The organism is Pseudomonas sp. MWU13-2862 (assembly GCF_023242495.1).
In the GTDB taxonomy this organism is placed as follows: Bacteria; Pseudomonadota; Gammaproteobacteria; order Pseudomonadales; family Pseudomonadaceae; genus Aquipseudomonas; species Aquipseudomonas gingeri_D.
The window spans coordinates 199010-213055 of record NZ_JALMEZ010000005.1; the positions used below are offsets into that span (position 1 = coordinate 199010).

Annotated in this window: 13 protein-coding genes and 1 pseudogene; 12 read left to right on the forward strand and 2 right to left on the reverse strand. The window is 60.7% G+C overall.

Annotated features, from left to right (window positions below; all coding sequences use genetic code 11):
* Nucleotides 1–168 precede the first annotated feature (168 nt).
* The 5 genes from M5C56_RS11205 to M5C56_RS11225 all read left to right on the forward strand — a co-directional run bounded on the left by M5C56_RS11205 (nucleotide 169) and on the right by M5C56_RS11225 (nucleotide 5301).
* Entirely contained in the window at nucleotides 169–435 is a 267-nt protein-coding gene (locus M5C56_RS11205) for a ParD-like family protein (RefSeq protein WP_103494412.1), read from the forward strand.
* Complete coding sequence (map, locus tag M5C56_RS11210) at nucleotides 432–1244, forward strand: type I methionyl aminopeptidase (RefSeq protein ID WP_103494411.1); 813 nt, start codon at nucleotides 432–434, stop codon at nucleotides 1242–1244. Before M5C56_RS11205 ends, map begins: the two co-directional genes overlap by 4 nt.
* 87 nt (nucleotides 1245–1331) lie before the next feature.
* A complete protein-coding gene (locus tag M5C56_RS11215) occupies nucleotides 1332–2204 on the forward strand; it encodes an AraC family transcriptional regulator (RefSeq protein ID WP_103494410.1) in 873 nt (290 codons plus the stop codon).
* Nucleotides 2205–2360: 156 nt separating this feature from the next.
* On the forward strand, nucleotides 2361–3629 hold the full coding sequence (locus M5C56_RS11220) for a DUF1479 domain-containing protein (RefSeq protein ID WP_103494409.1): 1269 nt from the start codon (nucleotides 2361–2363) through the stop codon (nucleotides 3627–3629).
* A 103-nt stretch (nucleotides 3630–3732) separates the two neighbouring features.
* Nucleotides 3733–5301 (forward strand): sensor domain-containing diguanylate cyclase, encoded by a 1569-nt coding sequence (locus M5C56_RS11225; RefSeq protein ID WP_103494408.1) that lies wholly within the window; start codon nucleotides 3733–3735, stop codon nucleotides 5299–5301.
* A 130-nt stretch (nucleotides 5302–5431) separates the two neighbouring features.
* On the opposite strand, the pseudogene M5C56_RS11230 reads toward M5C56_RS11225, so the two are convergent.
* Together M5C56_RS11230 and M5C56_RS11235 are read right to left on the reverse strand one after the other, a co-directional pair.
* A pseudogene (locus M5C56_RS11230) lies at nucleotides 5432–6238 on the reverse strand (hydantoinase/carbamoylase family amidase); the annotation flags it as partial.
* A 76-nt stretch (nucleotides 6239–6314) separates the two neighbouring features.
* On the reverse strand, nucleotides 6315–7172 hold the full coding sequence (locus tag M5C56_RS11235) for a LysR substrate-binding domain-containing protein (RefSeq protein WP_103494407.1): 858 nt from the start codon (nucleotides 7170–7172) through the stop codon (nucleotides 6315–6317).
* Nucleotides 7173–7415: 243 nt separating this feature from the next.
* Here M5C56_RS11235 and M5C56_RS11240 point away from each other — a divergent pair, with 243 nt between their 5' ends.
* From M5C56_RS11240 to M5C56_RS11270, 7 genes are all read left to right on the forward strand, one after another.
* Complete coding sequence (locus tag M5C56_RS11240; protein WP_103494406.1) at nucleotides 7416–8249, forward strand: transporter substrate-binding domain-containing protein; 834 nt, start codon at nucleotides 7416–7418, stop codon at nucleotides 8247–8249.
* Nucleotides 8250–8401: 152 nt separating this feature from the next.
* A complete protein-coding gene (locus M5C56_RS11245) occupies nucleotides 8402–9223 on the forward strand; it encodes a transporter substrate-binding domain-containing protein (RefSeq protein ID WP_103494405.1) in 822 nt (273 codons plus the stop codon).
* Nucleotides 9220–10629, forward strand: coding sequence for an FAD-binding oxidoreductase (locus M5C56_RS11250; protein WP_103494404.1), 1410 nt, complete (start codon nucleotides 9220–9222; stop codon nucleotides 10627–10629). The genes M5C56_RS11245 and M5C56_RS11250 overlap by 4 nt, the downstream gene beginning before the upstream one ends.
* Complete coding sequence (locus M5C56_RS11255; RefSeq protein WP_103494403.1) at nucleotides 10626–11840, forward strand: aminotransferase class I/II-fold pyridoxal phosphate-dependent enzyme; 1215 nt, start codon at nucleotides 10626–10628, stop codon at nucleotides 11838–11840. The genes M5C56_RS11250 and M5C56_RS11255 overlap by 4 nt, the downstream gene beginning before the upstream one ends.
* The gene (locus M5C56_RS11260) at nucleotides 11840–12562 is read left to right on the forward strand and encodes an amino acid ABC transporter permease (protein ID WP_103494402.1); all 723 of its coding nucleotides are present in this window, start codon (nucleotides 11840–11842) and stop codon (nucleotides 12560–12562) included. The genes M5C56_RS11255 and M5C56_RS11260 overlap by 1 nt, the downstream gene beginning before the upstream one ends.
* Entirely contained in the window at nucleotides 12552–13226 is a 675-nt protein-coding gene (locus M5C56_RS11265) for an amino acid ABC transporter permease (RefSeq protein ID WP_103494401.1), read from the forward strand. Before M5C56_RS11260 ends, M5C56_RS11265 begins: the two co-directional genes overlap by 11 nt.
* The gene (locus tag M5C56_RS11270; protein ID WP_103494400.1) at nucleotides 13213–14034 is read left to right on the forward strand and encodes an amino acid ABC transporter ATP-binding protein; all 822 of its coding nucleotides are present in this window, start codon (nucleotides 13213–13215) and stop codon (nucleotides 14032–14034) included. The genes M5C56_RS11265 and M5C56_RS11270 overlap by 14 nt, the downstream gene beginning before the upstream one ends.
* Nucleotides 14035–14046 lie beyond the last annotated feature (12 nt).

Here is a 14046-nt window from a genome sequence, read left to right on the forward strand (position 1 = left end):
GTTTTCTACCCCCCTTGCGATCTGTCGCGGAACCTGTGGAAGCGCCCTGGAGCGGGCGATCGTACTGACACATGGGCTGCGCGATAGTCACCTCGCACGATGAAATTGCGATCCCACACCGTTATCGACTAATATACGATTCATATATATTTCATATTGGATAAGTCGATGGGCATCGTAAAAATTTCAGAGGGTATGCATGAGCATCTGCGCGTCGCCAGCGATGCCTTGAGTCGTTCGATCAATGCCCAGGCCGAGCACTGGATGCGCATCGGCATGCTGGCGGAGCTGTATCCCGACCTGGATCACCGCGACATCAGTCGTTTGCTGATTCGTGCCGAACTGGCTGGCGGCCTCGATTTGAAGCAGCTGTGTGCGCTTGCCGATCTTTCCCAAGGCTCCCAGGTCCATGCGGCACCAGGAGCCCAGCAATGAAAACCAACGTCAAGATCAATACCCAGGCGGAAATAGCCCTGTCCGGCGCGGCGGGCAAACTGGCCGCCGAGGTGCTGGCCATGATCACGCCCCACGTCAAGGCGGGTGTTACCACCGACGAGCTGGATCAGCTTTGCCACGATTACATCGTCAATGTGCAGAAGGCCATTCCCGGTAATGTCGGCTACCACGGCTTCCCGAAAACCGTGTGTGCCTCTGTCAACGAGGTGGTCTGCCACGGCATTCCTTCGGCCAAGGTGCTGAAGGACGGCGATATCGTCAATATCGATATCGCCGTGGTCAAGGATGGCTGGTACGGCGACACCAGCCGCATGTACTTCGTCGGTGAGCCCAGCCCGCAGGCTCGGCGTCTGGTCAAGACCACGTATGAAGCCATGTGCGCGGGTATTCGCATGGTCCGCCCCGGCGCGACCCTGGGCGATATCGGTCATGCGATTCAGAGCGTTGCCGAGCGCGACGGCTTCAGTGTGGTGCGCGAGTACTGCGGCCATGGTATCGGCAAGATCTACCACGATGAGCCACAGGTCCTGCATTACGGCTATCCGGGTCAGGGCCTGACACTGAAAGCCGGGATGATTTTCACCATTGAACCCATGCTCAATGCCGGCAAGCGCCATGTGAAAACCCTGAGCGATGGCTGGACGGTGGTCACCAAGGATCAGACCCTCTCGGCCCAGTGGGAACATATGGTGGCGGTCACCGACGACGGCTTCAAGGTGTTGACGCCTTGGCCTGACAGCGTCGACGACTATCCCGCCATTGTTCAGGCGCCTATCAGGTCATCGTAAGCAGGCAGCGCCTGCGGGAAGTGTGACTGGTGACGCCCAATGATACGATTGTGGCGTGCTCACTTCCCTCTAAGGCAGTAATGGTTCATGAAGCCCAGTTTCGAGAAGGTACCCAGCGCAGCGGATACTTCCTGGACCTTGCTGAACAGGCGCCTTGCGCAGGCGATACCCTTTGAGTGGCACCATCATCCTGAGTACGAGCTGACCCTCACGTTGAACAGTCGAGGGCATCGCTATATCAGTAATGATGTGGCGCTGTACGACGATGGCGATCTGGTCCTGATCGGCCCTAACGTCCCACACAGTTGGTCCTCCGCCGAACTTATTGATCCGACCGGACCGCACATTGCCTTGGTCATCTGGTTCTCCGAGGCTTGGGTGCAGGCTCTGGTCAAACTGTGCCCGGAGATGGGGGCTGTCCGCGCCTTGTTGGTAGCCGCTCGGAATGCCCTGCGTTTCAGTGACGCCGCTTCTGGCGAACTGCGCCCTATCATCGAAGCGATGGTGGATCAGGACGCTACGCAACGGCTGATCTCACTGCTGACGGTGCTGAACAGGCTCGCCCGGGATGTGCATGCCGAGAAAATTGCCCCCGCCTGCAGCACTCAGGCCTTCACTGCAATCACCGAAGATGCTCGTATCCATCGGGCCCTTGATTACATTCACGACCACTATGCGAGTGCGCTGAGTCTTTCAGCGTTGGCGGAGATGGCCTGCGTCAGCGTTTCAGCCTTTCATCGAATGTTCAGGAGGCACACGCGGTGTACGGTGTTGGAGTACATCGTCCGGTTGCGCGTCGGACACGCCTGTGCGTTGTTGATGCAAGGCAACGTGGCCGTTTCGATCATTGCCGGGCGGGTGGGGTACTCGTCCCAAGCGCTTTTCAACCGGCAGTTCAAGGCGCAAAAGGGCATGACCCCTTCGGAGTTCCGGCAGCGGCACGGGCACCATTTCCAATAAGCCTGCCCATGGCGACCTGTCAGGCCGTTAATCGAATGGCGCCATGGGCGCAAGGAAGGAAGCCAGAATCGTATTGCTCAACGCTTGAAATGTGGCTGCCGCCAAGCACCGCCCAATGTTTTGATGCCTGTACGAACAATAAGACGCAGGTGTCTCATGAATCAGTATCAAGCATTCGAAAGCGCGACGCTCCCGGACAACTACAAGGACAGCATCGTCAAAATGAAAAAGACCTTGCGCGCGCAGATAGGCGATGTGGAGTCCTTGTTTGCCGAAGTCTGTGGGTTCATTACGGCCGAGATCGCCTCGATCAAGGCGCAGGAGGCGCTGACCGGTTCCGGATGGCCAGTCCTAGAATTTGACGCCATCGCCGCGGGTGAGGTGAGCGAAGAGCAACTTGCAGGAATCAGGCGCCGGGGCTGTCTGGTGATCAAAAATCACTTCCCCAGAGAGCAGGTCCTGGCATGGGACAAGGGGCTTCTGGAGTACTTGGACAAGAATGACTTCGACCGGATTTATCGCGGGCCGGTCGATCAATTCTTTGGCAACCTCGAGGCCTCGCGGCCGGAGATTTTTCCGATCTATTGGTCGGTTTCACAGATGCAACTGCGCCAGGATGCGCGCATGGGCACCGCGCAGTCATTTCTGAACCGGCTGTGGAAAATTCATTCCCAAGGTCAGCAGTGGTTCAACCCGGATATCAACGCGCTTTACCCGGATCGCGTACGCCGTCGTCCACCCGGCACCACTTCCCGGGGGCTGGGGCCGCATACCGACTCGGGGGCGTTGGAGCGCTGGCTGCATCCTGCCTACTTGAAGGTCTTCGACAAAATCTACCGCAATGACTTCAAGTCTTACGACCCTTGGGATGCAGCGTATCGTACCGAGGTAGACGAGTATGCCTACAAAGACACGGTGAAATGCTCCGCATTCAGGACCTTTCAAGGCTGGACCGCATTATCCGATATGCGCGCCGATCAAGGTGTATTGCATACCTTGCCGATCCCCAAGGCCATGGCCTACATGCTCCTACGTCCCTTGCTCGATGATGTGCCGGAGGATGAGCTGTGTGGCGTCGCGCCGGGCAAGGTACTGCCGGTTTCGCAACAGTGGCATCCGCTGCTGGTCCAGGGGCTGACGCCCATCCCCGATGTGCAGGCGGGGGACTCAGTTTGGTGGCACTGCGATGTTATCCATAGTGTTGCGCCCGTGGAGGATCAAGAGGGCTGGGGTAACGTCATGTATGTGCCCGCAGCCCCGATGTGCCCGAAAAACCGCCAATATGCCAAGGACGTTTGCCGAGCGTTCGAGGCCGGCGAGTCGCCGGATGATTTTCCGCCTGAACACTACGAAGCGTCATGGAAGGGCCGTTTCACGGTTGAGCAGTTGAACGCCTTCGGGCGCAACGGTTTGGGCCTATTCTGAAGGGGGGCTGGCATCGTGAGTGCCTCTCATGGCCAGAAATGTGAGGTGTCGGTGAAAATCGCATAAGCTACATCACATCATTTCAACCACACGGAAGGGTTTCATGATCACAAAAGCGACCTCGTTTCTAAGGACCGAATGGGCGAATGCCAAGCTCAAGCTCGGCCATGTGGTGCTTTTTGTGGCAGCGGTCTGTATCTCATTGATCGCGATCAGCATCTGGGGGATGTTCAATTCTTTGGAGTACCACTTGCATGACAAAGAAATCCAGATGTCAAACCTTTCCAAGGCCTTGTCATCCAGTATCGCGGCGACGCTCACTCAAGTTGACACCGTGATATTGGGTATTCAGGGACAAGTGGAAGTTGAGGGCACCGGGGCGCAGACCCTGGAAAGGCTGGGGGCGATACTGAAAAACCAACAAAAAAGCCTGCCGCAAGTCCATGGTTTTTTTATTTATGACGAGCAGGGGCGCTGGTTATTCAACTCAAACGGCGCAACTCCGCCGGGCGTCAACAATTCGGATCGCGACTATTTTATCTACCATCGCGATCATGCCAGCTCGGCGCCCTATATTGGCCCCTCCATACGCAGTCGCTCAACAAATGAATGGGTCATGACCATCTCGCGGAGGCTCAATCACCCGGACGGCAGTTTCGCCGGAGTAACAGTAGCCACGATCTATCTTAAATACTTTCTCGGTCTCTATGACGGCATCGACATGGGGGCCAATGGCCTGATCAATCTGACTTCCTCCACAGGGCATATCGTCGTACGCAAACCTTTTCACGACGCTGATATCGGCACCGATATTTCAACGGGGGAAGTCTTTGCGTTGCTGAGGCCTGAGATCAGCTCGGGCACTGCTACCATAAGGTCATTTATTGACCATGTTGAGCGGGTCATCAGCTTTCAGCGGGTCAATGGCTACCCCCTGGTGGTGATTGCGGCCTTTGACAGAAGTGAAGTTCTGGCGGATTGGCGTAACGAATCCTTTGCCAGCTTTCTTATTTCATCGGTATTGCTGATTGTGCTCAGCGTTCTTGGCTATCGGCTGATCAAACTCATGAGCCAGCAGATTCAGGCGCAAAAGGACTTGCAGCGTTCTGAAAAAAATTATATCGAGGCCAACAAGGCGCTCGGGCAACTGGCGCTCGAGGATAGCCTGACGGGCCTGCCGAATCGCCGTAAGTTTGACTTGTTTATCAGTGCGGAGATCAACAAGGCAAGACGCAGGCCTGATGACATTGCCCTGATCATGATCGACGTGGATCTGTTTAAAAAATACAACGATCATTACGGTCATGTTCAAGGCGATGAGTGTTTGAAGATGGTGAGCACCATTATCAAGAAAAACATCACTCGAGAAGGCGATCTGGCCGCCCGCTATGGAGGAGAGGAGTTTGCTATCATCCTCTCGAATACAGACTACGTGGGTGCCTTTATTATTGCCGAAAGAATTCGAACTGAAGTGGAGAGTTGTTCCATTCAACATGATGAATCGCCGGCCAAAGTCGTCACCATCAGTGTGGGCATCAGTGCGTTGTCAGGCTCAAGAATGGACACGCCTGAGAACTTGATCGATATCGCTGACAAGGCACTGTATGTCGCCAAGACCAGTGGTAGAAATCGGACCGTTATTTCCAATCATCTTTCGGATGCGACGGTTTGAGCTGAAACGGCCAAGTGCCGACGGCATTCAAGCGCTTGCCAACCACGCCTGTTGGCGGGCCCGAAGCGAATCCGCGGACTCACCCACCAGCTTCGCGTAGACGCCGGTGGCCTGTGGTTTTCGGGGAGTGCTACAGCTGGACGTTCAGGCGATGGCTGACCACATCCAGGAGCACCTCGGCACCTTTGATCAACTGATCGTCATCGGTGTGCTCGCGCGGGTTGTGGCTGATGCCGCCACGGCTGGGTACGAAGATCATCGCCGACGGGGCAATTCTCGCAATCATCTGTGCGTCATGGCCCGCGCCCGAGGTCATGCGCTTGTGGCTGAAGCCGAAACTTTGGGCGCTGGCTTCGATCTCGTCGGCCAGGCCGGCGTCGAATATCACCGGTTGGAAGCGCACCAGTTGTGTGGTGCTGATATGCACGCCCTCGGCCTCCGAAATTTTGGCAAGGAACCGGGAAAGTCGTTGTTCGGCGGCTGCCAGCCGTGCTTCATCGGGATCACGCAGGTCCACGGTGAAGCTGGCCTTGCGCGGTATGACGTTGATCACATTCGGCTCGAAATTCATGCAGCCGACGGTGGCCAGGGTGGTGTCGTCCGAGTCCATGGCGATCTTGCGCAGTTCGGCCACCACCGCGCTGGCGACGTAGCCGGCGTCATGACGCAAGCGGGTAGGGGTGGTGCCCGCGTGGTTGGCATTGCCTTGCACGATCACCTGTTGCCAGGAGATTCCCTGGAGGTTTTCCACCACGCCGATCAAGGTGTTTTCCGCCTCGAGGATCGGCCCCTGCTCGATATGCAGTTCCAGGTATTCGTGGGGGACGATGGCTCCCGGTTGCAGGTCGCCGGCATAGCCGATGCGTGCCAGCTCTTCGGCGAGGCGCGTGCCGTCCGTGCCGATGGTGGCCAAGGCGTCCTCAATCGACAGCCCCCCCGGCGTACACCAGTGAGCCTGGGTTACGGGCTGACGGTCATCGCGCGGTGGAGGTGGAGAATGAGCGCTTGAGCGCCTACAACCCCTGGCTGCTACGAATCAGATCATAGGCCCGGCGCACCAGTGGATTGACCGTGTTGGGGCGGATCCACAGGTGATAGGTCACATCCGGCAAGCGCGGCAAGCCATCGTTTTCCCCCAGTACCCGCATATCCGGCCCCAGCAGCTCCATGCTGCGCGGCGTCACGCCGAGTCCGGCACGAATCGCCGCCTTGATGCCGATCAGGTTCGAGGCCAGGTAGGCCTGGCGCCAGGCAATCCCCTCACGCTCCAGTGCTTCCATGGCATAGCGCCGGTAGATACTCGGTTCTTCCACCAGGATCAGTGGCAACGGTTCGCTGGGGACATGGATGTACTGCGCCGAACAGATCCACCACACCGGCGAGGTGCGCAGGGCAAAACCTTGCAGGCGCGAGTCTTCGCGGGTGGAAATGACCATGTCGATCTTGCCCCGGTGCAGGTCTTCCATCAGGTAGGGGCTGCGGCCGACATCGATTTCCAGGCGCAGGCGCGGTGCCGAGCGGGCGATATGGCTGAGGATCGGCGGCAGGATGGTGTCGGCGATATCGTGGGGCGAACCGATGCGCAGTACGCCACTCAAGTGGCTTTCCTTCAGGGCATTGAGCGCCTCGTCATTCAGCGACAACAGTTGCCGGGCATGACGCAGTAACTGCCGCCCCGGCTCGGTCAGCTGTTTCTGCCGGCCCTGTTTCTGGAACAGGCTGACGCCCACCTGCTGTTCCAGGCGTTGCATCTGCTGGGTCACGGACGATTGCGTGCGCGCCAGGTGCTGGCCGGCTTCGGCAAAACTGTGATGGTCCACCACCGCGACGAAGGTGCGAAGCAGTTCCAGATCCAGGGTCGGAGAGGGCATGGCGGCTCGAATTCATATCAAGGGCGATCGCCAATAGATTACAGATGCTGATGTATTTGGCGAGCCTAAATTATTCTTAACGCTGAAAGTCCCAGTAAACAGGGGATATGCCGTTTTTCTCAAAAGCTAATAACCAGAAAGTTATAACAATATTAGATATTTGAATTTCCGTTCGTCCCTGGCGCTCCCTAGCATGCAGGTCAACAAGGTCGGGATACGCCGATTGCCATCGAGGGGATAGTCATGTCGTTCAAGCGCACACCGGGCCAACGCCTGCTTCCTGCTTTTATCGGCGCCGTGCTGGCGTTGGGGGCGGTGGCTGCGGCCCAGGCCGATACCACCCTGGACAAGATCGAGCAGCGCCACAAACTGGTGGTCGGCGTGCTGTTGTCCGGCGGGCCGTTCGGTTCCATCGATCCGTCGACCCAGGCGCCCAAGGGCCTCAATGTCGATTTGGCCAATGCCCTGGGCCAGGACCTGAAGGTTGATGTCGAACTGGTGCCGGTGCTGCCGGCCAACCGCGTGCAGTTTCTGCAGCAGGGCAAGGTTGACCTGCTGATCGCCAATATGGAGTGGACGCCGGAGCGCGACGGCCAGTTGGGGCATGTGCCGACGCCGTTCTACAAGGTCGGCGGTACCGCGGCGGTGTTGAAGAGCAGCAAGATCACCCGCTGGGAAGACCTCAAGGGGCAGCCGGTGTGCACTTCCCAGGGCAGCAGCTATGTCAAGCCGTTGAGCGAGCTGGGCGCGCAGTTGAAAGCCTTCAAGAGTTCTTCGGAGTCCCTGCTGGCACTGCGCGGCAACAACTGCGTGGCGGCGGTCCACGATGCGACGCTGATCAATCCGCTGCTGGCGGGCAACCCGGAGTGGCAGGACTATCGCGCCATCACTCCGGAGTTGAACCCGGCCCCGTCAGTGATCTGGACCCGTCAGGGCGAGGTCGATACCCAGAAGCGCTTGGACACGGTGGTCCAGGGCCTGCACCGCAGCGGCTGGCTGATCGAGGCCGAGAGCCGTAATCAGATCTCGCCGAAGTCGCCGGCGCTGGTGGAGTTGCATAACCAGTTCAAGGGTTGATTCTCACGCCGATTCGCAGGCAGCCCCGTTCATTGTAGGAGCATGGCTTGTCGGGACGCCGCACTGCGGCGAAGGGGTCCGTAAGACCGCTAAAAGCTTCGCGGGCAAGCCCTGCTCCTACAGACCGATGTTGCATTCAAGGAATACTCTACATGCTCAGATTGTTACCCTTCGCCCTAGCGCTCTTCGCCTCCCTGGCCCAGGCCGATGCCACCCTCGACAAGATCCAGTCGCGGCACAAGATCAGTATCGGCGTGATCCTCAGCGGTCCACCGTTCGGCACCATCGACCCGGCCACCGGTGCCCATCAAGGCTATAACGTCGAGCTCGCCAAGGGCCTGGCCCAGCGCCTCGGCGTGGAGCTGGAAAGCGTCTCGGTACTGGCACCCAACCGCGTGCAGTTCCTGCAACAGGGCAAGGTCGATGCGCTGATCGCCAATATGCAGTTCACCGAAGAACGCGCCGAGATCCTCGACTATGTGCCCACGCCTTACGAAGAAGTCGGCGGCGCGGCGCTGATTCGCAAGGGCGCCGGCATCACCCGTTGGGAAGACCTCAAGGGCAAGCCGGTCTGTGTTTCCCAGGGCAGCAACTTCACCAAGCCATTGCAGGAAGTCTATGGCGCGCAGATCAAGGCCTTCCGCAGCCAGTCCGAATCGCTGCTGTCCCTGCGCGGCAATGGCTGCGTGGCCGCGGTCCACGTCAGCCCGACCATGCACAGCCTGCTCGACGAGGCCGAATGGTCCGGCTACGAGATCCCGCTGCCCACCGACCTGATCCCGTCGAATTCGGTGATCTGGGTGCGCAAGGGCGAAAAGGATATCCAGGCCCGTCTCGACGCGATTGTCCGTGACTGGCACCGCAGTGGCTGGCTGATCGAGCTGGGCAAGCGCACCGGCATGCCGCCCTCTCAAGCGCTGCTGCAGTTGCATGAGCAGTTCAAGGATGCGGCTCCACTGGCGCAGCTCCCATGAGTGGGTTGTTCGCGCAGTTGCAACAACTGCTGGGCGCGGCCCATGTCCAGGACTCCATCGCCGGGAGCGCGTTCCTCAGCGACAAGCACCGTGTCTACCATGGCCGGGTCGTCGCCGTGGTGCACCCGGCCAGTACCGAGGAAGTCGCCGCCGTGGTGCGGGTCTGCGCCCACCATGGTGCGCCGCTGGTGGTGCAGGGTGGCAATACCGGCCTGATGGGCGCGGCCACTCCGGACGCCACGGGCAGCAGCGTGTTGGTGCTGCTCGACCGCATGAACCGCATCCGCCAGATCGATACCGACAACGACACCGTCACCGTCGAGGCCGGCTGTATCCTGCAGAACCTGCAGGACGCGGCCCGTAACGCCGGGCGCCTGTTTCCCCTGAGCCTGGGTGCGCAAGGCAGTTGCACCCTGGGCGGCAATCTCGGCACCAATGCCGGCGGCACCGGTGTGTTGCGTTATGGCAATACCCGCGAGCTGACCCTGGGCCTGGAAGTGGTGACCGCCGACGGTGATATCTGGAACGGCTTGCGCGGTCTGCGCAAGGACAATACCGGCTACGACCTGCGCGACCTGTTTATCGGCAGCGAAGGCACCCTGGGCATTATCACCGCCGCCACCTTGAAACTCTTTCCGCTGCCCAAGGCCCAGAGCACTGCGTTGCTGGCATTCGACTCCCTGGAGCAGGCGGTGACCTTCCTGTCCCATGCCCGCGCCGGTTTTGGCGCCGACCTGACGGCTTTCGAACTGATGTCCGCCGCCTGCCTGGCGTTGTTGCGCCAGCAATTTCCCGATGACCCGCAACCCTTCGCCCAGGCACCGCAAGCCTGGTTCGCGTTGCTGGAGCTGTCCGACAACCACAGCGCCGAACATGCCCGTGATGCTTTCGAACGGGTGCTGGGCGAGGCCTTCGAGCTGAATCTGCTGGCCGATGCGCTGATTGCCGAAAGCCTGGCCCAGAGCGCCGCGCTGTGGCAGTTGCGGGAAAACATGAGCGAAGCCCAGGCCCGCGAGGGGCGCAATATGAAGCACGATATCTCGCTGCCGATCTCGCGCATTGCCGACTTCGTCCGCGAGACCGATGCCTTGTTGCAGGAACATTTCCCCGGCGTGCGCAACCTGACTTTCGGCCACCTCGGCGACGGCAACCTGCACTACAACGTCGCCGCGCGCCTCGGCCAGCCGGTCGAAGCGCATATGGCCCACTACGCGGCGCTCAGCGCCCTGGTGCATCGCAATACCCACGCCCACGGCGGTTCCATCAGCGCCGAGCACGGTATCGGCCAACGCAAGCGCGCGTTGCTGGCCGAGGTCAAGAGCCCGGTGGAGCTGGACCTGATGCGCCGAATCAAACAGGCCCTCGATCCCCGTGGGTTGCTCAATCCAGGCAAGGTGCTGCCATGACTGTTCGACTGTCCAAACGGGTGCAGAAGGTGTCGCTGTCGGCCAATGCGGCAGCCAAGTCCCGGGCCACGGCCTTGCGCGACGGCGGTCGCGACGTGCTTGACCTGACCACCGGCGAGCCGGATTTCGATACCCCCTTGCATATCAAGGAAGCGGCCTGTGCGGCCATCGCCGCCGGCGCGACCAAATACACCGCGACCCCGGGCGTACCGGCGCTGCGCGAGGCGGTGCGGCGCAAACTCCAGCGCGAAAATCGCCTCGACTATGACGTGCCCCAGATCGTGATCGCCAACGGTGCGAAACAGATCATCTTCAATGCCTTCGCCGCGACCCTCGACGAGGGTGACGAAGTGCTGGTGCCGGTGCCGTACTGGCCGTCTTTCCCGGACAGCGTGCGGATCAATGGCGGCGAACCGGTGTTTATCCACTCGACCCTGGAGCAGGGCTGCAAGCTGACTCCGGCGCAGCTCAACGGCTTGATTGGCGAGCGCACCCGCTGGCTGATCCTCAACAGCCCGGGCAACCCCAGCGGTGCGGTCTACAGTGCCGATGAGCTGAGTGCGTTGGCCGAGGTGCTGCGCCGCCATCCCCAGATGCTGGTGCTGCTCGATGAGTTGTACGAGCACATTCGTTTCGACGGCCAGGCGCCGCTGAACCTGCTCAATGTCGCGCCGGATCTGCAGGAGCGCTGCCTGCTGGTGGGCGGGGTGTCCAAGACCTATGCCATGACCGGCTGGCGCATCGGCTTTGGCGCCGGTCCCCAGGCACTGACCACGGCCATGAGCGTGGTCCAGTCGCAATCGGCGTCCGGTGCTTCGTCGGTCAGTCAGGCGGCGGCCCTGGCGGCTTATGAAGGCGGGCTGGATTTCCTCAAGCCGCAAGTGGCGGCCTATCAGGAGCGCCGCGATCTACTGGTGGCCGCCTTGAGCGAAGTCGACGGGCTCGAAGTGCTGCAACCCGAGGGCGGTTTTTTCGTCTTTGTCCGTTGTGCCGGCCTGATCGGCCGCCTGCGCCCGGACGGCCAGGTCATCGGCAGCGACAACGAACTGGTGGATTATCTGCTGGAGGAGGGCGTCGCCGGGGTCGCGGGGAGCGCCTATGGCCTGTCGCCGTGGTTCCGTCTGTCGATCGCCACGGCCACCGACAGCGTGCGTGAGGCCGGCCGCCGGATTGCCGCCGCCTGTGCCCGGCTGGGCGAGGGCCCGGCGTGATGGAAACCTTTGTGCAGTGGGCCGCCCACCTGGGGCTCAACTACCGCTTCCTGCTGGACGGCTACCAACGCGGCAGCCTGATCGACGGGGCCTGGACCACGCTGCTGCTGTGCGTGCTGACCATTATCGGCAGCCTGCTGGCGGGGCTCACCCTGGCGGCGATGCTGACCAGCGGGAACAAGGCGCTGTCGCGTCCGGCGCGGCTATTTATCGAGGTCACGCGCAATACGCCGACCCTGGTCCAGCTCTACTGCGCCTTCCTGGTGCTGAACATGCTGCTGACCCAGGCGGTGGGCGCGGCCAACCCGCTGACGCCGTTTGCCTGGGTGGTGATCGTGATTTCCATGCACAAGGGCGCCTTCCATGCCGAAGCCCTGCGCGCCGGGATCGAGGCGGTGCCGGCGGTGACAATGGAGGCCGCCAGTTCCCTGGCCTTCAGTCGTCGCCAGTTGCTGTGGAATGTGCAGTTGCCGCTGGCCCTGCGCTTTGCCCTGCCGTCACTGGTGAACAACCTGATCGACCTGGTGAAGATGACCGCCGTGGCCTCGGCCATTGCCGTCGGTGATATCACCTACGCCTCGATCATGATCTGGACCCAGAGCGACAACGTGCTGGAACTGATGATTCTGATGCTGAGTTTTTTCGGGATACTGAGTTTTATCGTCAACTGTGTGGGCCGGGCGTTGGAAGCGCGGTTGAGGATGCCCGGTTATGGTCATTGAATCCTTGTGGCAATGGTCGCCGGCGCTGGCCGTGGGCTTTGCGCAGAATATCCTGATCAGCCTGCTGGCGATTGTCATCGGCTCGCTGCTGGGTTTGCTGATCGGTGCGCTGGGGCTGTCGCCGCTGCGGATCCTGCGCCTGCCGGCACGGCTATGGGTGCAGCTGTTTCGCAACGCGCCCTGGCTGGTGCTGATCTACTTCACCACCTACGTGTTTCCCTTCGAGATCCATATCGGCGGCACCTACCTGCCGTTTCCCGACTGGCTGAAAGTCACCGTCGGCCTGGCGCTGCCGGCCAGTGCCAACGTCGCCGAGATCTTTCGCGGGGCCATCGGCTCGATTCCCGGCACCCAGTGGGAAGCCGCGCGCTCCCTGGCCTTCAGTCGCGGCCAGTTGTTTCGCTCGATCATCCTGCCTCAGTGCTTCAAACGCATGCTGCCGCCATGGATGAACCTCTACGCGGTGATCACCATGGGCACGGCGCTGGCGTCGCTGGTGGGCGTGCATGACCTGATCGACACCGCGCAGATCGCCAGCAACACCGTCAACCGCACCGGCTTCACCGTGCTGATCTACTTCAGCGTGCTGGCGTTGTTCTTTGTCTATTGCTACCCGATTTCCCGTCTGACCCAACGCCTGGAGCGACGCTATGCCTTCTACTGAACCCCTCGTCAGCCTGCGCGACCTGCACCTGTCGTTCGGCGCCAACGCGGTGCTCAAGGGCATCGACCTTGATGTGCAGCGTGGCCAGGCAGTGTCCATCATCGGGCCTTCGGGCTCGGGCAAGTCGACGATCCTGCGTTGCATCACCGGGCTGCTCAAACCCCAGCGCGGGACCATTCGCGTCGGCGCCACCGAGGTGCGCCAACTGCACCGCGAGGCCGAGCTGATCGAGTTGCGCAAGCGGGTCGGCTTCGTTTTCCAGCAATACAACCTGTTCCCGCACCTGTCGGTGCTGGACAACCTGCTGATCGCCCCGTGCAAGGTGCTGGGCCGCAGCCGTGCCGACGCCGAAAAGGAGGCCCGGCAGTTGCTCGCCAAAGTGCGCATGGAGCACAAGGTCGACGCCTTTCCCGGACAACTGTCCGGCGGCCAGCAACAGCGGGTGGCGATTGCCCGGGCCCTGGCCATGCGCCCGGAACTGATCCTGTTCGATGAAGTGACCTCGGCCCTCGACCCGGAAACCGTCGGCGAAGTACTGACGGTGATTCGCGAGCTGACCGAAGAGGGCATGACCTGCGTGCTGGTGACCCATGAAATGCGCTTTGCCGAGGAGATCAGCGATCAGGTGTATTTCACCGAAAACGGTCTGATCGTCGAATCCGGCAGCGCCTACCAGGTGTTCCAGCAGCCGCAAAGCGAACGCACCCGCGAATTCCTCCGGCATGCCCTGGGCGACGCCGGCCGTCGCCACCTGCAACCCGACCCGTATTTGCTGAGCAATATCAGCCGCTACAGCCTGTCCGTCTGACCGTGATCCACC